Source organism: Cellvibrio sp. PSBB023, assembly GCF_002007605.1.
In the GTDB taxonomy this organism is placed as follows: Bacteria; Pseudomonadota; Gammaproteobacteria; order Pseudomonadales; family Cellvibrionaceae; genus Cellvibrio.
Genome location: NZ_CP019799.1, coordinates 3092908 through 3113996 on the forward strand (window position 1 = coordinate 3092908; position 21089 = coordinate 3113996).

The window sequence follows — 21089 nt, forward strand, 5'->3', positions numbered from 1 at the left end:
TAATAAGCCCAACAAGTAGACATAAACAACACACATAAGTGACATATTCGCATACTTAAGCGTCAACTGCTTGATGCAGTCAAATAAGTGTCTGATGGCGCAATTATGCCGACCACGCCATAATCGCCAAACTTTTCCAAAGTACTTGTAACAGAAAAACATAGGCAGAAATGATTGCGAATGACTCAAGCATATAAATGACTGTCGTTTATACACATTAATCACAACCAAACAGGGAATTATTATGCGCGCTCATTGGTATTCATGGTGTGCCATCGCATTGTTGGGGCTATTGCTTAGTGCCTGCGATAACTCGACCACAGAAGAAAAAACACCGCCCGCGGCGACAGCTCAGGCTATAGCGCCAGAATGGGAAGCGCATATCGCGGATTACCCCAAGCGCTGGATTGCGGCTGAAGCGCCCATGTACATTCGTTTCACCCATCCGGTGATTAGCGAAGCGGAAGTGAACACCGCGTTTAACCCCAAACAAATATCACTGGACACCAAAACGCCAGTGAACCTCAGCTTCACCTCTACCACCGAATTGCGCATTCAACCCGTTGAGCGGTTGCCAAACGATACGAAAATCCGCATCCGCTTGAGTGCTAATGGCCTTGAAGGTATTGAGCAGTCGCTCGACGATTTTGAATTTACCGTGCGCACTATCAAGCAGGATTTTGATTTGCGTGTAAACAGCTTAAGCGCGGAAAAAAACGATGGAGAGCTGATGCGGCTCAGTGGTGTGATTACCACTGCTGATACCATTGCGCTGAATGATGTGAAAAAAATCCTGCGCATTCAGGTGAATGACCAACTTATTACCGATGCAATCTGGACCCAGGAGCTGGATAACAAAACCCATTCGTTTTTGATTACCGGCATCATGCGCGGTGAAACCACCGGAACCATTCATCTGGAATGGGATGGCAAAGCAATTGGTTCGGAGGATAAGGGTTCGCGTGATTTGGAAATTCCTGCGCAAAAAACCTTTCAAATTACCGGCGTACAGGTGATTCGCGAACCCAATACCGCCGTTGAAATACAATTTTCCGAGGAACTCGACAGCACCCAAAATCTCAGCGGTTTAGTGACACTCGCCGGTAAAACAGTCAATGCCGTGATTGATGGCAGCGTATTGCGTTATACACCGGAAAAACTCGATTCAGGCGAATTGGATTTGGTGGTCAGCGGCAGCGTCAATAGCATAAATGCCAAAAGCCTCGGCAGTGATTATCAACAAAAAATTGTATTTGAACTGGTTAAACCGCTGGTGCGCTTTGTGGGCAACAGCAGTATTTTGCCACCGGCCAGCCAAATTTCCGTTCCCTTTGAAGCGGCGGGTGTGGATTCTGTGCAAGTCATTGCGTTTAAAGTCTTCGCCAATAACATCGGCCAGTACTTACAAGACTACCAACTCACGGCAGCGGCAGCCGCAACCGATACTGGCCGTTATTTATGGCGCAAAACCTACCAGCTGCCAGAAATTCCCCGCGCCGGTGCCCAGCGTTTTAATCTGGACTTATCCGAATTGATGGCGCAACACCCCGATGGTTTGATTCGCCTGGAATTGCGTATTGATCGCAGCAATTCCATTTACACCTGTGAACAGGCGCGTCCTACGGAACCCGTGAGTAAAATGCCGGAGGATTCCGATGGTGAAAATTATTACGATCGCGTGGAAGAGCCGGCTTGGTATCAGCAATATTATCAATCACAGGGTTATTACAATTACAGCGAGCGCAATAATCCCTGTGACGACACTTACTATTATTACGGCGATGATATTTCATCAGCGCGCAATTTTATTGTGTCCAATATCGGCCTGCTCGCCAAACGCGGTAGCGACAACCAGTTACACATTGTCAGCACCGAATTAAATTCCGCCAAACCACTGAGCGGCACAGAGATTACCGCTTACAACTATCAGCAACAGCCCATTGGCAGCGGCACCACCGACAATTACGGCATGCTGCAATTAACCACCGATGGCGTACCCTTTTATATTCAAGCCGCGCACAATAAACAGCGCGGTTATTTGCGCCTGCGCAGCAGTGAAGCACTGCCCACCAATCAGTTTGATGTGAGTGGCGAACATATCAAAGGCGGTTTAAAAGGTTTTCTCTACGGCGAGCGCGATGTATGGCGCCCGGGCGATGATATTTTCCTCAGCTTTATACTGGAAGATAAAACACAACAGCTTCCACCCAAGCATCCGGTAACGCTGGATTTATTTGATCCCAGCGGTAAAAAAGTGTTGAGCCAAACCAACGTACAACCCGTCAATAATTTTTATACCTTTGCATTAAAAACCGAGGAGACAGATCCTACCGGCAATTACCGTGCAGTGGTGCATGTGGGCAATCGTTATTTTGACAAAATTATCAAAGTCGAAATGGTGGTGCCCAATCGCCTGAAAGTGGACTTAACACCCGCCGAAACGCCGTTGCGCTTGCACAATATGCCTACGCAAGTGTCGCTCTTTGCCCAGTGGTTACAGGGTGCTACCGCCAAAAATTTAAAAGCCGATTCGGAATTAAAACTCACTACACGGGAATCGGTATTTGCAGGGTTTGAACAATTCACCTTTGATGACCCGGTGCGCAGTTTTGCTGGCAGCGCCCAAAAAGTGTTTGATGACAAAGTGGATGACAGCGGTCACGCCAGCTTTCCGGTTAATGTCAGTTTGTCCGCACCACCGCCCGGCAAACTCACCGCGACATTTGTGACCCGCGTGTTTGAAGAGAGCGGTAATTTCAGCACGATTTTACGCCCCTATGAATTACTGCCGTTTGATCATTGGGTAGGTATTAATATTCCCAAAGGCAATGGCTATATGGATGCAATCAGCCGCGATGCCGATCATCCGGTATTAATTCAAACCCTGAATGCACAAGGCAAAGCGGAGGCCGCGCGCAAAGTGGATTTACAGGTGTATGAAATCGGCTGGCGCTGGTGGTGGGATGAAAACAATGAAAACCTCGCCGAATATTTTGCTAATAGCAGTCATCGCCCAGTGCACAGTGAAACCTTGGTGAGCGATGCCAATGGTCGTATTAATTGGACTTTGGCAAAAAATAAATATGAATGGGGCCGTCATATTATTCGCGTATGCGATAGCAGCACACCAGACGCACAAGCACATTGTGCGGGCAAGGTGGTGTATTTGGGCTGGAGCTATGATTCATCAGCCAGTGCGGATTCCGCTACCCAATTAATGCTCTCCGCCGATAAAGAAAAATATAAACCGGGTGATGTTGCCAAAATACGTTTGCCTAACGCGCGCGAAGGCCGCGTATTGCTCAGTATTGAAAATGGTACACGCGTATTGGAATCGCGCTGGCTGGATTTGCAAGCCGGTCAAACTGAGATAGAGATTCCCATTACCTCGGCCATGGCGCCAAACGTCTATGCGCAGGTCGCGCTCTTGTTGCCACATCAGGAACGTGTTGCTGATGCGCCTATGCGTTTGTACGGCATAGTGCCACTGCTGGTGGAAGACCCAGCAACCCGCTTGCAACCGCAATTGGATGTCGCTGAAAAAGTTCGCCCTGAAACCGAATTTAGTATCAAGGTCAGCGAACAACATCAGCGCGCTATGACTTATACCTTAGCAATGGTGGATGAAGGTTTACTCGGCCTCACCAATTTCCACGCACCGGATGCGCACGATTATTTTTACAAACGCGAAGCCTTGGGCGTGCGCACCTGGGATTTATTCGATCAAGTCGTCGGTGGTTATGGTGCATCGCTGGAGCGCGTGTTGGCGATTGGTGGTTCGGATGCCGCGCTGGAAGCCGAGCGCAAACGCCGCGAGCGTCGCTTCCCACCGGTTGTAAAATTCCTTGGTGCCTTTGCATTAAAAGCCGGAGAAACCCGCGAGCATAAAATCACCCTGCCACCCTACATGGGTGCTGTGCGCATTATGTTAGTGGCCGGTGATACAAGCCTTAACAATACTGCAACCAGTGCTTACGGCAGTACGGAAAAAACCGTAACCGTCACGCAACCGGTCACACTGTTTGCCACCTTGCCGCGAGTACTTGGCCCCGGTGAAGCGGTGAATTTACCGGTCAATGTATTTGTGAGCGAAAAAAACATTCGCGATGTCAATATTTCGGTGGACACCAATGAAATGTTTAGCGTGGAAAAAGGTGCAGCGACACTCACCTTCAGTGAGCCAGGTGATGCCATCGCCAGTTTACAATTGAAAGTGAACGATCGCCTCGGCAAAGGTCGTGTGAAAATTACTGCCCAAGCTGTTAATAGTGAAAAGTCGGGCAATGAAACGGCCACGCAAGAAATTTACATCGATGTGCGCGCCGCGAACCCGCCAACCAGTGTGTGGCAAAGCAAATTATTGCAGCCGGGCGAAACCTGGCAATCACCCCTACAAGCTCACGGAATGATTGGCACTAATCAGGCGAGCCTTGAAGTAAGCACCTTGCCGCCGCTGAATTTGGAACAGCGTCTGGATTATTTAATCAGTTATCCACACGGCTGCCTGGAGCAAGTCACCTCATCCGTGTTCCCACAATTGCGCCTTGCACAATTGGTGAACCTGAGTGATGCGCAAAAAATTGAAATCGATAACAACATTAACGCCGGTATTAAGCGTTTGCAGGGTTTCCAACATGCCAGCGGCGGATTTAGTTATTGGTCGGGTGATGGTTATGTAAATGAATGGGCATCCAGTTATGCCGGTCATTTTTTAGTGGAAGCCAAACACGCCGGTTACGCCGTACCCGCTGCACTCTTAAATGGCTGGATAAACTATCAGCGCAATGCGGCGCGCAATCCGCAAATTCAAGGAAATTATTACGATGAGATGGTGCTCGCCTATCGCCTCTATACACTTGCCTTAGCGGACAGTGCCGAACTACCGGCGATGAACCGGTTGCGCGAAACCTTTAAAAACAATCAACAAAACCAGCAGGACTTCCGCATGCCCGCCCGTTGGTTATTGGCCATGTCTTATCAACATGTTGGCTTGAAAGATGCCGCGCAGGATGTAATGGGCACGATTGCGAAGAGTGTACCCAGCTATCAGGATTCAGGTTACACCTATGGCTCCGAAATGCGTGACCGCGGATTGCTGTTAGCGGCGCTGGTAAGCTTGAATGCCAACAAAGAAACCACTTGGGAAGTGGCTGAACAAGTGGCAACTGAATTATCCAGCGATGGTTGGTACTCGACGCAAAGTATTGCCTGGGCATTGTTAGCGATGAGTGAATTTGCCAGCGCTAACCAGAGCAGTAACGGCGTGAAATTTTCGTATCAGCAAACCGGTGAAAAAGATTGGATCACCCAGGGCAGTAACAGCCCTGTGTTCCGTCGTACGCTGGACACACCACAGGTTTCAGTGCGCAACGATCACGACAAACCCATTCGCGTCGTGGTGAGTAACCGCGGCACACCAGCCAATTTACGCGAGGAAGCCAGCAGCAATGGATTGGGCTTGCAGGTGAATTTTTTAACACTGGCCAACGAACCACTGAACGTTGAACAACTGCCACAAGGCACGGATTTTGTTGCCGAAGTCACCATCAGTGGCGAGTTCGATAAATTGCTCACCAGCAATATCGAAAACATCGCACTCACAGCAGTAGTCCCCAGCGGTTGGCAGATTCGCAATGAACGATTGGAGGGATCACAACTGCCCAAAGGCATAGATTATTTGGATATCCGCGACGACCGCGTACTGGGTTATTTCAGTTTATGGCACGACTACTACTGGAATTACCGCTATCAGGAACGCAATCAAACCAGCGTTACCTTGCGCATTATTCTAAACGCGAGTTACGCCGGTAAATTCTACTTACCCGGCTGGACAGCCAGCGCCATGTACAACGAAAAAATACAGGCGAAGAGTAAGGGCTATTGGGTGGAGGTTGTGGCGAAGTAATTTTTATATACGATAAAAATTTATGTTGTTTGAGTAATGCATGTTGCGGTTCGTTCCTCACCAGCAACCTACAAGGTGCTACGTAGGTTGCTGGTGAGGAACGAACCGCAACATCTCCATCTCTATCTCCAAATATTTATCAAATACCTTTCAAAACTCCCGCCCATAAAAAAACCGCCACTGGCGGTTTTTTTGTACCTGATATTTAAATTACACCAATCTCTCATCAAATAACACCAACAATCGGCTCCAGGCGCGTTCTGCCAGCTCCTGGTTGTAGACGCGCGAGTCCGGTGGGCACCAGCCGTGGAGTGCGCCGGTGTAGACTTCCACCTCTGCTTTTATTTTGGCGTCGGCGAAGCTTTTGCGTAATACGTTTTTTGCTTCCAGATCGCGCTGGTCGTCGTTTTCGGCGATGGCAATCAGGAATTGCGCCTGGGTTTTCGGAATTAATAAGTGCGGGCTGTCGGGTGTGGTGTTAACCAAACCGCCGCCGTGGAAACTGGCAACAGCGCCAACGCGCTGTGGCAAGGCGGCAGCGGTGCGGAAGGCAATGGAACCGCTCATGCAGTAGCCCATGGTGCCTATTTTTTTGCTGCTATCCACCGCCGCTTGTTGGTCAAGAAAGCTGACAAAGGCTTTGGCATCTATCACGTGGGTGGCAGGGCTGAGGGTTTTGGCGAGGGCAGTGACCGCCGTGCGGGTGGCTTCGTCCTCATAGGAGGCACCGGGGCCCACGACGGGGGCTTTTTGGGTGCGATAAAACGGATTCACCACCAGTACAGCGTAGCCGGATTGGGCGAGGCGTTTACCCATCAATTCAAACGCGGGGCGCAGGCCGAGAATATCGGGCCAGAGAATCACGGCGGGGTATTTACCGCTGGCGGGATGCACAAAATAGCAATCAGCAGTGCCATCGGGAGTGGCGACATTTACCGTGGATTCCGTCACGCTCATCGCATTGGCGTTGAGGGGTAAATACATGGCCAAACTGGCGCCCACCATACCCGCGACAAATTGACGGCGGTTGAGCTGTCCGTGGGTTTGCGCGTAGCGTTGGTTATCGTCCAGCGTCAGATCGTCACACATAATTTGCCTCGCTCAGGTTGATGAAAGTTACATAATGATGGGCCACAGGATAGCTGCCACCAGCACCACACCTATCGCCAAACGCCAGTGACTGGCTGGCTGCACCGGCGCCGCAATAAACGCTTTGCCGTGCAGCATGGCGGCCGTTAAATTCTGGCGACGCCATAACAGATAATAAATTACTGCGATTAAATGTAGCGCGATAAAACCTAGCAGCAGATTAAATGTGACTTCATGCCAATCCGTGATCCAACGACTGGTTTTGAAACTGAGATAATCGGCAAAGGGGCCGCCATCAAAGCCGTCGACATCGATGGAAAATAAACCCAAACCAATTTGCAGCAGCAATAAAAACAGCAGTGCCAGTGCGCTGTAACCGCCGAGTGGATTGTGTCCTGCAGAGGACGGCACATCGCGCCGCGTTATAGTTTTTAAATACTGGAATGCCACTGCTGGTGTTTGCAAAAAATGACTGAAGCGTGCACTGCTGCTGCCGAAAAACCCCCAGTAAATCCGAAATAGCACCACCCCCAACAGCGCGTAGGCGCAGTAGCTGTGATAGACAATCTCGTGGTTTTCCGCCGTCCACCAACAGGCGGCGACCAATAACACCATTGACCAGTGGCAAATGCGCACCGGCCAATCCCACAGCATTTTTTTGCTCACAACCGGTTCAAGCGCAGACATAGTCATGAACCATTAATCCACGCGGAAACTGTCGTGGCAAGACGAACAATTATCGCGCAGGGTGCCTAATTTCTTTTGCACGGCCGCGGTATCGCCACTGCTTGCCAGTGAGGCCAAGGCTTTGGATTCCACAATCAATTCTTTGCTGATTGCGTCGAACTTGTCTTTGTTTTCCCAAATGTACGCGCGCGCGTCCGTTTTCAAACCGGATTCCGGGCCACTGCCCGCTGGAAACCATGTGGGTAATTTTTCTGCCAGTAACACCAAATCATTAGCCGCCGTGGTGATGGCGGCACTGTCGGGCTTGCCGCGTTTTAATTCGTCGCGCAGGGTTTTCATGGCGGCGCCCATGTCTTTAAAACCTTCCTGGCGCGCATCGATCACCTCTTGCTGGGCATAGGCGGGCAGTTGCAACAACAGCAGTGCGCTTAAGAGGCCACTTTTTATTAGCGATGGTGTTAATAAGGCTTTACGGGGTGTGAGCATCATAGTTGTACCTTTGAAGACAGATGGAAGGCGCTGGCAAATTCCGCTTTGGCTTTGAAGTCCTCGCGTTTGGCTATATCCAGCGGCGTTTGACCGCTGCTATCCGCGAGGCTGATTCGTGCACCTTGTGCGGCTAATACCTCAAACATCGCCGCAATTTGCTCGATGGTCATTGGCATATAAAAGCTGTAGCCCAGCAATAAATGCAGCGCCGTTTTGCCGCTGTTGTTGGTGATGTTAACGTCCGGCGCAAGCGACAGGGCCAAGGATAATGCGCTGGCGTTACTGCGTACAGCGGCCAGCACCAGGCTGGTGCCGTCCTGCGCGCGGAAATTCACATCGGCACCGGCAGCCACCAGCGCGCGCATGATATCGGTATCGCCCAGCTCCGCCGCCAACAGCAGCGGGGTTTGCGGGTAGGTTACGTAGGGGCGGCTGGTGAAGTTCACTTCATAGCGCCAGACCACCGCCGAGGTGCCGGTGAGTGCATTGGGGTTGGCGCCCTTGGCGAGTAATGTTTGCACCAGTGGCAGTTGGCGATTGCGCACCGCCGCGTGTAGCAATTGGTTACCGTTGCGGTCGTAGGCTGTGAGGTCTGCTCCGCGCTGGATCAGCCGCTCCGCTACTGCAAATTGCTGTTGGTAGATGGCCATTTGCACCAGGCTAGTGCCATCGGGTGTAACGTAATCCGCATTGGCGCCTGCATCTAGCAGCATCAGGGCGGTATCCGGGGTTTTGCTGGTCAGCGCAAAAAACAGCGGCGTAAAGCCTTTGGCGGTGACGCGATTGAGCTCCGCGCCATTATCGAGCAGGAGCTTAACAGCCGCCCCCTGACCTTTGGCTGCGGCCCACATCAGCGGGGTTTGACCTGTGTCATCGGCTGCATCCACCTTGGCTCCCAGCGCCAGCAAACGCTGCACCATGGCGACAGTGGAGTTCCCCGCGCACAGTGCCAAAGGTGAGATGCCAGTGCTGGTGGTGCGATTGACATCGGCACCGGCATCCAACAGGGCCGCGACAATCGTTGGATCACCACGCTGGCAGGCGACAACCAGCGGGCTAAAGCTCGGGGGTTGCTCACTGGCCGGATTCACCTTGGCCCCCTTGCCCAACAGCAGGGAAACCAGTACCGGGTTTTGTGTCTCTACCGCCCAGGCCAGCGGCAGTGAGCCATCGGGGCGCGGTTTATTCAGGTTAGCACCGCGCTTGAGCGCTTGGGTCACCTTGGCCGTGTCGCCCGCGTAGATGGCACGCATTAAGGCATCATCGGCAGATTCAGCCTGCGCCACACTGGTCGAGCAGAGCGCGGCCGCTAAGGCCAGCATAGGGATTAACTTCACATAAACTCCTGATTCATCTCACTAGGCGTAGAGCGCTTGCAGCGGCCCGGTGCTATCGCCAAAGCGCTCTGCCGGAACACCCATTTCGTGCATCAGCGACAACATCAAGTTACTCATGGGCGTGTCTTTGGGTTCTTTAATGTGACGCCCGCCGCGCAGGCCACCACCGGCGACCAGAGCGGGCAAATCCATGTTGTCGTGCACATTGGGTTCGCCCAGGCTCGCGCCGCCGAATACCAGGGTGCTATCGAGCAGGGTTTGCTCACCATCGGCAGTGCTGCTCAAACGGTCGAGCAAATAGCCAAACTGCGCCATGTGGTACTGGTTAATCTTGACCAGCTTGGCGATTTTTGCCTCGTCGCCACCGTGGTGACTGAGGCTGTGATGGGAATCGGGCACACCGATTTCAGCGTAGGAGCGATTGCTCAGCTCGCGCCCCAGCATAAAGGTGCTCATGCGCGTCATATCACTTTGCAGTGCCAGCACTTGCAGGTCGATCATGATGCGCACGTGTTCTTCAAAGTTCTGCGGGATGCCCGCGGGCAGGGCTAATTGGCTGGTATCCACCTCATTCGTCTGGCGACTGGCTTTTTGGATGCGCTGCTCCACGGTGCGGATGGAGTCCAGATACTCCTCCAGTTTGCGGCGATCATTCATGCCTAAACGCGGCGACAGGCGCGCGGCATCCTCCAGTACAAAATCGAGGATGCTGGCCTTGGTGGCCAACTGGGCTTTGCGGCTTTTTTCATCCAAGGCGCGGGTATCGCCAAACAGTCGCTCGAACACATCACCCGGCTTGACCGATACCGGCATGGGCGCGGTGGGGCTGCGCCAGGACAGGGTATTGGTGTAGGTGCAGCTGTAGCCCACATCGCAACTGCCGAGCAGGCTGGGCGGCTCTATGCCCAATTCCAGTGAAGCGAGCTGGGTGTGTTGGCCAATGTGGTTGGCGATGACCTGATCCATGGAAATACCGCAGTAAATATCGGCGCCCTCGGTGCGTTTGGGGTGCGCGCCGGTGAGATAGGCACCGCAACTGCGACCGTGGCTGCCGGGGCCATCGCCCAGGGCATTGGCGTTGTAGTGTGCCAAGCCAGTGATCACCGCAAACTTATCGCGATGGCGCGCAATAGGCTCCAGAATCGGCGTCAAGGCGTAATCGCTCCCCGCCACCGCCGGGGTGAATTGGGGCATGCGCAAGCCGTTGGGGATATAAAACACGCTCAGTTTTTTCGGGCGATTTTCCAACACTGTGTTGGCCAGCGCCGAGGGAATCAGGGATTCCATCACCGGCAAACTGATGGCGGCACCCAAACCGCGCAGCAAACTGCGGCGCGACAACAAGGCGTTAGTGAACTGCGGCGGTCGTTTTTTCATGGGCTGGCACCATTCGGTAGTTGAAGGGTTCGCTGGTTAAGATCCCCAGAATAATCTCGTGCATGGGGTAGTTGTTGGCGCGGGCGGCGCGAATAATCTGGCGCACCTTGGGCTGATCGTTAGCTTCCAAACCCCGGCCCAGCGCGTAGATCATCAAGCGTTCGGTAAAGGCACCGGCAAATTGCTCGCGGCTGTCCATCAGCACATCCTGCAGGCCGTAAAGGCCCTCAAAGGCGCGGCCATCGGGCATGGCGGTGGTGACATCAATCGGGCGACCGGCATCCAGTTCACGCAGGCGGCCAATCGCATCGTATTTCTCCAGCGACAGGCCGATAGGGTCCATGCGCACATGGCAGGAGTGGCACGCCGGGTCTTTGCTGTGCTGCGCCAACTGTTCGCGCGCGTTGAGCGCCTTGCCACTGGTGGATTCCGCCTTCAGCGCGGGCACATCCGGTGGCGCGGGCGGCGGTGGCGCGGCGAGTAAATTGGCGAGCACCCACTGGCCACGGCGCACTACAGAGGTGTGGTTGGCGTAGGAGGTGACCGTGAGAATACTGGCCTGCCCCAAGAGCCCGCCGCGCATGGAATCCGGTGCCAATTGCACCCGACGCAACTCCGGGCCTTTTACCCCGGCGATGCCGTAATGTGCTGCCAACCGCTCGTTGAGGAAGGTGTAATCACTTTTGAGGAAATCGAGAATACTGGCGTTGTTGCGCACAATCGAACTGAAAAAGAGTTCGCTTTCGCGCTTCATCGCATCGCGCAGGGGCACATCAAAATCGGGGAATTCCTTCACGTCGGGGCGATGGAATTCCAGGTTGCGCAAGTACAACCACTGCCCGGCAAAGTTCTGCTCCAGCGCCAGTGCGCGGTCATCCGTCAACATCCGCGCGACTTGCTGTTGCAGCACTTTTGGCTCGCGCAACTTGCCTTTTTCGGCAAGGCTCAGTAACTCCTCATCGGGCAGGCTGCTCCATAAAAACAGCGCCAGCCGCGCGGCGTATTCCACGTCGCTAATACGATGTACTGTGCCGGGCGCGGCGTCCTGCGGGTCGCTCTCGTAGAGGAATAAAAAGCTGGGCGAGACCAGTATCGCCTGAATCGCCGCCGCTATGCCCTGCTCGAAACTGCTATTGCTCTGGGTTTGGGCTTGGCGATAAACCTTCATCAATCGTTCAATATCATTGGCCTCCACCGGGCGACGATAAGCCTGACGCGCCAACTTGCCGAGGATCTTTTGCGCGCAATAGTTTTCCGTAAAAGGCCAGATGCCGGGCGTACAGCTGAAGATTTTGGCGCGGCTGGGCGTCACCCCGGGGCCGATAACCTCATAGGGGCCAGCGACATTGATCTCCAATACATCGCGCGGGAAGTTGTGCTGCGCATAGCGCGGCGACATGTAGTAAGACGGCACTTGGGTGCTGCCTACACGGGCGCCATCCACCACAAAATCCAGCGTCAGACTTGTGGGTGGCGCGCTGGGTAACGGCACTTCCTCGGTGGTGTTGTGCAGGATTTGTACCTGCTCATCCAGCGCCAGATCTTTGCGGAAAGTCATACCGATGTAGTGAGCACCGGCGGTGAGCGGCACGCGCAGGCTGACACGGTTATCCTCCAGCCGATCCACCTCATTGTTGGTATTGGCATTGAGGTAACCGCTAATCTCGTACTCACCATCCTGCGGTGCGTAATACTCAAATACGCCACCGCCTCGTGAATCCAGCGGCAGGTAATGGCTCATACGCTCGTCGTAAGAGGGCACACCCTGATTGAGAATCGAACCGTCTTTGGGTAATTGATAGGTGGTGGTATAAGGCTGATCGGAACCCAGCCCGACGGCCAAACGGCTCACTTTGCCCGCCACCGCGAGGTAGCGATCCATCAGCACCGGCGAAACCGACAACACATCAGCGATATTGTCAAAACCATAACCCGAGTCATCGGCGGGCAGGGCTTCACTCAGGTCCTGATTGATGTGCAGCAGGTCGCGCACCGCGTTGCTGTATTCATTGCGATTCAAACGGCGCAAAGTAGCGCGACCGGGGTTCGGGTTGGCAGACGCATAACCGTCAAGCGAACCCTGCAACCAATCGACAAACCCTTGCAGCTCTTCATGGCCGGGTTTTGGGCGACTGGCGGGCGGCATTTCACCGCGCTGGGTCACGCGCAGCACGCTCTCCCAATCAGCCAGATTCATGCCCTTGCTCACATCATCCAAGGCGACATCGGAAAGCGTCCAATTGCCCGCCATGCGCTCATCGTTATGGCAGCGGGCACAGTGTTTTTCCAGAAAGGCCTCAGCCTCCTCGTTATATTGCGGCGCGCTGGCAAACACAGCACTCCCCAGAACAGCGGTAACTAGCGTAGCGGCAGCGGCTGGCACAACCACCCGCACCAGACAGGTTGGGATTTTCATCATATTGTTTTGACTGCAAGGTTTTGATGAGCGACCAATAGGTAAATTGGGGCGACAAACACACAGCCAGAGGAATAGCAAAACCCAGTCCAATTTCATGACCATATGGTCAATATTTAGTTAATTTTTGTTTTTATTATTTAAATTCAAATACTTATAAATATTTATTTGCTGCCTTGGCGAGCAGGAGTCAGCTGAAGAGAATCGCGCCCCGTGCACACTGGTCGCGCATCACACGCGCGGTTGAACCAAATGCGGGCATAAAACAAGCCCTGTGTTCCCCCCCTCCTGCCACATTGAATCACTCAAGTTGCATATAAAAGATCGCCATTTTTCTGACGATCAAAGCAAGTTTCCACACTACTATCGACCACCAAGCTCAACAAATTTCAAACACTCACGTCAGACTTCTTCCGCAACAGAAGCCCTGTAACTATGGCTATTTTTGTGGATAACTAATTATGAATTTTTCAATGTAGATTGACGTAATGTTTATATTGTTGAGATTATAGATAAATTTACATATCAATAATTAAATAGGGGCAGCTATGCGATCTATCGTAGGGATATTGTTTTTTTGGGCATTGGGAGCTAGCTTCGCGGGAGCTGTCACAATAGATTCCAATTTCAATAAATATAAAGTTTACCAATCTGATTTAAACGGTGATGGCAGACCTGACTACTACTTTCACGGGGTTTCGCTATTCGTACTTATACACGGAGATATAGCTACTCCTATCGCCTTACCCGCTCCTGAAAGTTTTGTTCTTTATAGTCATGGTGATAAATTTCTAACGCCAATCGCAGAAACATATACTGATGCGCAAATAGCAACCAAAAATCTACAAATTACTTCTACAACATCCTCAAACCTACAATCCTTTATTGCCAATGCCACGATTGATCCCAATTCAACGGGTATTGTTCAAACTCCTGTTGCTCCTGAAATAGCGGCTGTACCGGCTGCAGTTAGTTCGATTGATTTAACACGTGCTATACCGGCTGAATTTGATGTAAATAATAGCGGCCAAGCCACTTACAAAATTCCCGTTATTACTGCACCTGGTTCAGCAGGTTTAGTACCGAATGTAAGCCTGAATTATTCCAGTGGTGGCGGCAATGGAATTGCGGGATTGGGTTGGTCGCTCAGTGCGTATGGTGCAATTAGCCGTTGCCGCCAAACTGAAGGGGTGGATGGCGCAGCTAAACCCATTACTTGGACGAACGAGGATCGTTTTTGTTTGAACGGCGATAGGTTACTGCTTGATTCTGGCACTTATGGTGCTGCAGGTAGCACCTATAAAACAGAAATTGATTCATTCGCTCGCGTCACTGCTGTCGGTGGTATTTCAGGTCACCCGGATTATTTTACTGTCGAATATAAAGACGGAATTATTGAAACCTACGGTAATACTAGCGATTCCTATAATTCAAAAAACCAATTGTCGGCTAGCAATTCAAATACTGTTTTGGATTGGGCGCTTAGCAAACGTTCGGATAGTGCAGGTAACAAAATTGTTTATAACTATGTAAAAGATAGTGATGGGCAACGTGTCGACACGATTGATTATGCCTTTGGCGCAACCAGCACTCGTGGTGCCTACCTGCAGTTCAATTATGAATCTCGCAATGATCCGATTTCTGGATACGTTGCTGGGCACGGGTATAAAACAGGAAAGCGTGTCAACAATATTAAATCTTACAATGGCACAACAGAAATCCGTGCTTATTCTCTCACTTACAATCAAAATTCTGCATATACCACTAACGATAAATTAAGTCGTCTTAATAAAGTTCAAGAGTGTGTGGGTTCCACTTGTTCACCGGCAACTGAGTTTGAATGGGAATTGCCGGATTATCAATTGGCGGCAACGACTTATACCAAAGGATTTCCAGACGGTATTAGTGTCCATGCAATGGGCGATTTAAATGGTGATGGAATATCAGATTTGGTCTGGCTTGATCAAGCCACTGCCGGTAGCCACCAGCAGGCAGGTATGTTTCTGCCACGCAAAATTCGCTACGCATTTGGTGTTATCGCAACGAATGGACAATTTGAACTCCAGGAACAATTATTTAGCAATATTTCCATTAACCGCCCAATGCTTAATGCAAGAAGCATAAAAATTATAGACATTAACAATGATGGAAGAATGGATGTAGTAGTCGGCAACGAATATAAACATGGAAGTAGTCAAGTGGTTACTGATTACGCAGCGTATTTATCTATTCCTATGCCTGACGGCACTTGGAAACTAAGCGCGTCAGCCAGCGAGTCTTACAGCAGTCCACAAGAACTATTAGATTTAACATTAGTAAACACTTCTACTATTGAATCGGATTTAAATGGAGATGGCCTTCCCGATGCGATTGTCTGGCCTATCGGCGACTTACCTTGGGATTCAGAAACCTTTGGTCAATATCCGGCATCTTATGTTGCATTGCGGAGCTTTACGGAGGGTTATAGCAAAAAGACGCTAAATCATATATTAGGAAGTCCGTCGTTGATTGCAGGTGTGACCTATGAGAATCAGCCTAATGCCAATTTTACTAACAATATGGATACGGCACCCATTCTAAAACCCGTAAATTTGCACGGTGATTTTAACGGAGATGGATCGGTAGACTTAATTGCAGATGTTTGGCGCAGTTATGATGGCTGTTATATGAGGGATGACTTCTACCGCGCATGCGACCGAATGGATAGTGCAACCGTTATTTACACGATACATAAGTCAAATACAGGCGTTTACGACTTACGCTATCACTCATCCAATTTGGGATTCATTTTAGACAATTGGGATGCCGCTATTGACTTAAATAACGACGGGCTTACTGATATTGTGAGTCGCAGTTTAACATCTGGCTGGGGCATAAGTCTTAACAACGGACTACAACTACCTACAGTTCAACCAATAAGTGTTCCAAAAAACCAATTCAACCTTGATTATGCGTCTCAAGCAAATTATGAGTCAGCTATTGCAGATATAAATGGAGACGGGTATCAGGATTTTGTTTGGGAAAAGCCTCTAAATCCTGCATCACTCACAGGCTCCAGTGAACTCAGAGTTAAGTACTGGGATCCGTCCATTTCCCACTTTGAAGCACAAGAACACGTTATTGGTTCTTTGTCTTATAAAATAATTCAAAACTATAACAACTCAAGACAAGACCCTAGAATGTTGAATGTTCTACGATTTAAAACAGATCAATTTAAAATGACCGATGTTAACGGAGACGGAATTCCAGATTTAGTAACAACACCGAATACTCAAACTAATGATAGCGTTGTAACCATTCGCCTCGGGGTAAATACCAAGAAAAATATCAATAAGATAGTTTCTATTACCAATGGTTTGGGTGAGAAGAAGAAAATTTCCTACGAAAGAGTAAATGAATCGAACCATTATTCAAGATTGGATGGAATTAATTCAAGCTCTACAGAAATTGAAATGTGTGAGAACGTTGATCACTCTGGCGTAGGTGACACTTATTACACGGAGCGTATATGCTGGAAAGAATCTATAGCGAGTGTAGACGCAACTCAATTCTATAAAAATATTCACGAGCCTTGGCATTATTTCACCACTGATGAACAATCATTACGTCCTGCTTCACCAGTATTGGAAGCATTTGGTCCTATGTCAGTTGTTACTGATGTAGAAGTGACTGCTCCTAGTGGAAGTAAAACCAGCCCTCAACAAATAGACACGTCTTCTACCGCTAAACTAAGCTACTACTATGGCCACGCAAAAATGCAGGCCGGTGGGCGCGGTTTTTTAGGGTTCAAAAATTTCACTGTGGTAAATCGCGAGACAGGAATACGCACTGAAACTGAATATCGGCAAGATTGGCCTTTTATAGGCCAAGTGAGGAAAATAAAAACATTTACCGGAAAAGGGCACAAGCTTAGCGAACAATTTAACATTTGGGGATTTGTTAACTGTCACGATGCACTTGGCAATCCTAATACAAGCTGTGTAACCAGCATGAGCACCCAAGTAGATGCCTCCGGTACTGGCGTATTAGGTGCGGTTAAACCTTTCCTACGCAAAAGCATTACTGAAACTCGCGCACTTACTGAAAATGACATCGCAGAAGGTGCGGTGATTAGCACCAGCACGGAAACCAATATCTATGACACTAAAGGCAATGTGCTTGAATCCAGTTCCTTCGTCACGAGTGATCTACCTGTAAAAGCGATTAGCAAAAAGACAGTTAATACTTACGACTACTCTGGCTCAACATGGAGCATGCAGCAAGGCCGCTTACAACGCTTGGCCGTTACTGCTAATGATGCGACCTATGGTGCCGTTACCAGAACATCCAGCTTTACTTATTACACAAGTGGAGCAGCTATAGGTTTACTGCAAACAGAAACTATAGAGCCGGATAACTCTTCATTTACTGTAACTACTACACACACCTATAACCTTGGCAATCGCACTAAATCTGTAACTACTGCCAACAGCCAGACCCGACAAAGCGAAGTCGCTTATGACTCGCGCGGGCGTTATGTGGATACCACCTACGGTTTCTTCACCAATGGCACTACCCCTGATACACCAGTTCGGCGCCTCCTTTCACAGGTTGTTAGCCGCGATAAATATGGTACGCCGACAGAATCACGCAATTACATCAGCACCTCTGCTTATGTGACTAAAAGGACTGCGACAACTGCATTTGGTACACCTTACTTCACAGCAGACAGCACTGGCGCTGCTGTAGAAATCAAAATGGGCACGGGTACTGATACCTACGGTGTTTGCACTAACGATACAAAAGTCTGGTCTATCAGCCAGGTTGCTGGTGGCGGAACAAGTATTCAGTGTTCAGATATTTTGGGGCGTACGCGTCGCGCAGGCACCATTGGTTTTGATGGAACTAATTGGAGCCTGGTCGATACTGAATACGACAAACTTGGTCGCACCCTACGAACCAGCGCACCTTACTGGCGTAACTCCACTGAGCGCTACTGGACGTCCTATGGTTATGACGTGTTGGGGCGTGTGATCGAAACCCGCACTCCATACAAAAGTAGCTACGTCACTTCGACAACAAAATACACAAACTTGGATGTTGAGATTAAAAACCCTAAAGGCCATATTCGCACTGAAAAACGCGATTTATCTGGACAGGTTATCGAGGTTGTTGATCCGAATAATGGCATCACAAAGTTCGCCTACGATGCACGCGGCAACATGCGCGAAATGCGTGACCCTGCGCTAAATACTACGACAGTGGGTTACGATTTGCGCGACCGCAAAACCAGTATGTCTGACCCCGACAAAGGCAATTGGATTTATAAATACAACAGCTTCGGTGATTTGGTTTGCCAAATGGATGGCAAGGGTCAAACCAACGTGCAGCGTTACGATATTGCAGGCCGCGTATTTAGCCGCACAGATCGCAACACGGGTGGTAACTGCGATAACCCAACCGGATCTGTCGATAAATATACGCAATGGACTTACGACACCGCAACCAATGGCCTCGGACAATTGGCCAGTGTATCGGATAGCGCAAGTGTTGGTGGTAGTGCCCTATACCAACAAAGTTTTACCTACGATAGTTTTGGTCGTGTATCGACAACTACCACTACTATTCCCGGCCATTTGGGTGCACTAGGCAGCCATTATGAAAAAATTACTTATGACCAATATGGTCGCGTATTCCAATCATTCGATGCAGCGCGCACCAGTGCCAGCTTCACCACTAACGGTGTGCAAAATATTTATAACGCGCAAGGTTACTTACACAAAGCGGTTGATGCGGTGAGTTATGGCGGAACACAACAAGCGTATTACACCGTGAAAACCATGAATGCGCGTGGCAACGTAACTAGCGCAGAGTACGGTAACGGTGTTATTCAAGCTGCGAATTATTATCCAGAGACCGGCCTGACCAAAACATTGCGGGCAGACCGTGCATTGGTGTCATTACCATTACAAGACATCACCTTGGATTGGGACGAGCTCGGCAATTTGGACTGGCGGGAAGAGCACGGTACTGCAGGCGATCCAGTACGCCGCAATATTCGCGAAGACTTTGATTACGACAGCCTCAACCGTTTAAGAACCTGGGTCAGCTCCGGTGACCTGTCAGCAAACGAAACCGCAAATTACAACAGCATAGATAACATTACCGACAAAACCGGTATTGGTAATTACCTCTACGGCAATCAATGTGGTACAAGCACCAATGCTGGCCCACATGCACTCTGTCGTGCAGGTACAACTAATTACAATTACGACAAAAATGGCAATATGCTGAATGACTCAGCTGGCCGCACCCTGAAATACACCAGCTACGATTTACCGAGCGAAATCAGTAAATCCAGTCATAAAACAGAATTCAGTTATGGCCCAAGCCGTGCGCGTTATAAACGTGTTGATACCTCATCGACGGGTCAGGTCACTACAACTCTGTATTTGGGTTCGGTGGAAAAAGTTCATTATCCAGATGGCAGCATTCAGTGGAAGCGTAATATTGCCGGTGTGGGTTTAATTACCCAAACCGTGAATAACAGTGGCGTAAAACTCGGTGAAGCACAACGCTATCTAATTAAAGATCACTTGGGTAGTTTGAGTTTAATTACCGATGAAATTGGTGCAGTTGAACAAAGCAATTACTTTGACCCTTGGGGCCGTGAACGTAAAATTGTTACTAGCGGCGCCATAAAACAATGGCTCGCGGATAATGCTAATTTCCGCATATCAAGCAAACCAATTACGACTCGCGGTTTCACTGGTCATGAACAATTAGCCGAAGTCGGCTTGATTCACATGAATGGCCGTGTATATGACGGCGCGCTCGGACGTTTTATTCAAGCAGATCCAATTATTCAAGATCCAATGCGTGTACAGAGTTTGAATCGCTATAGCTATGTGTGGAATAACCCGCTGAATGCAACTGACCCGAGTGGGTTTAAATGTGTTGGCTCTCAAACTGGCGAGGAAGAATGTACACAAACTAAAGAGGATAAGGTCGAAGAGGTAGAAGTTACCGGCAAAAAAGAAGAGCGGGCAAGATCTGTAGTAACGCTAACATTTGTTTCAGGAACCACTTCTGGAAATTCTTTTTCTGGATATGCATTTTCAGGACAAGGCTACACAGCATTTGTTAGTGAGGATATTGTTAAAAAATATTCGGGGGGTGACTTAAAAAATATCACCCAGAAAGATATGGATAAAATGTTAGCAGGAGCGGCTGCTAACAATTCCTTGGCTGTATTTTCTGATGCCGCGTTAGACGCTCTTGGTGATGTGGGGGGCATAGAAAATCTAGAGGGCAATCCCTTCTTGGGCGCAGTCGCAGTTGTAGCAGAGCAATTCACAATGGGAATTGTTTTTGGTGATACTTCAATATTGTCATTACGCACAACACCTCAGATAGAAGCAAATAAAGCAGCTGCAATGGAAGGAAAGGCAGGAAAACTACTCAATGCAATCGCTATGGTGGGAATGGTTAGGGGTGGTTTTTTGAAGGGATTGCCGAAAGCCAGAACAATGGATCATCATTTATTACCACAGCAGTTTAGGAAGTTCTTTCAAGCTCGAGGAATTGATATAGAGCAACACACTATTACTCTTGGTGAGAAAACACACCTACTGGGTATTCATGGTCGCGGACTTGGTAAGATGCCTGGCGGATGGAATGATCGCTGGCGAAGCTACATAGATGCAAACCCAAATGCATCAACTAAAGACATATATCAACAATTAGGGCGGATGATAGATGATTTTGATTTGAATAAATATCAAATCCACCCCTATCTGAAAAAGTAGGA

General features: G+C 49.8%; 8 protein-coding genes. 2 read left to right on the forward strand and 6 right to left on the reverse strand.

Going from position 1 to position 21089, the window contains the following annotated elements; all coding sequences use genetic code 11:
* The first annotated feature begins 244 nt into the window (after nucleotides 1-244).
* Nucleotides 245-5905, forward strand: a complete 5661-nt coding sequence (locus B0D95_RS13500; protein ID WP_078044380.1) for an alpha-2-macroglobulin — start codon at nucleotides 245-247, stop codon at nucleotides 5903-5905.
* A gap of 210 nt (nucleotides 5906-6115) precedes the next feature.
* Here the strand turns inward: B0D95_RS13500 and B0D95_RS13505 are convergent, their stop codons facing one another.
* From B0D95_RS13505 to B0D95_RS13530, 6 genes are read right to left on the reverse strand one after another with little or no spacing between them, the layout of a single operon-like run.
* Complete coding sequence (locus B0D95_RS13505) at nucleotides 6116-6994, reverse strand: dienelactone hydrolase family protein (RefSeq protein WP_078044381.1); 879 nt, start codon at nucleotides 6992-6994, stop codon at nucleotides 6116-6118.
* Nucleotides 6995-7021: 27 nt separating this feature from the next.
* On the reverse strand, nucleotides 7022-7681 hold the full coding sequence (locus B0D95_RS13510) for a cytochrome b/b6 domain-containing protein (RefSeq protein ID WP_246841607.1): 660 nt from the start codon (nucleotides 7679-7681) through the stop codon (nucleotides 7022-7024).
* Nucleotides 7682-7693: 12 nt separating this feature from the next.
* Nucleotides 7694-8170: a cytochrome c gene (locus tag B0D95_RS13515; RefSeq protein WP_078044383.1), complete on the reverse strand. Its 477-nt coding sequence runs from the start codon at nucleotides 8168-8170 to the stop codon at nucleotides 7694-7696.
* Complete coding sequence (locus B0D95_RS13520) at nucleotides 8167-9507, reverse strand: ankyrin repeat domain-containing protein (protein WP_246841608.1); 1341 nt, start codon at nucleotides 9505-9507, stop codon at nucleotides 8167-8169. The genes B0D95_RS13515 and B0D95_RS13520 overlap by 4 nt, the downstream gene beginning before the upstream one ends.
* A gap of 21 nt (nucleotides 9508-9528) precedes the next feature.
* A complete protein-coding gene (locus B0D95_RS13525) occupies nucleotides 9529-10884 on the reverse strand; it encodes a DUF1552 domain-containing protein (RefSeq protein ID WP_078044385.1) in 1356 nt (451 codons plus the stop codon).
* The gene (locus tag B0D95_RS13530) at nucleotides 10856-13303 is read right to left on the reverse strand and encodes a DUF1592 domain-containing protein (RefSeq protein WP_078045764.1); all 2448 of its coding nucleotides are present in this window, start codon (nucleotides 13301-13303) and stop codon (nucleotides 10856-10858) included. The genes B0D95_RS13525 and B0D95_RS13530 overlap by 29 nt, the downstream gene beginning before the upstream one ends.
* Before the next feature lie 545 nt (nucleotides 13304-13848).
* On the opposite strand from B0D95_RS13530, the gene B0D95_RS13535 reads away from it, so the two are divergent.
* Nucleotides 13849-21087, forward strand: coding sequence for an FG-GAP-like repeat-containing protein (locus B0D95_RS13535; protein ID WP_078044386.1), 7239 nt, complete (start codon nucleotides 13849-13851; stop codon nucleotides 21085-21087).
* Nucleotides 21088-21089 lie beyond the last annotated feature (2 nt).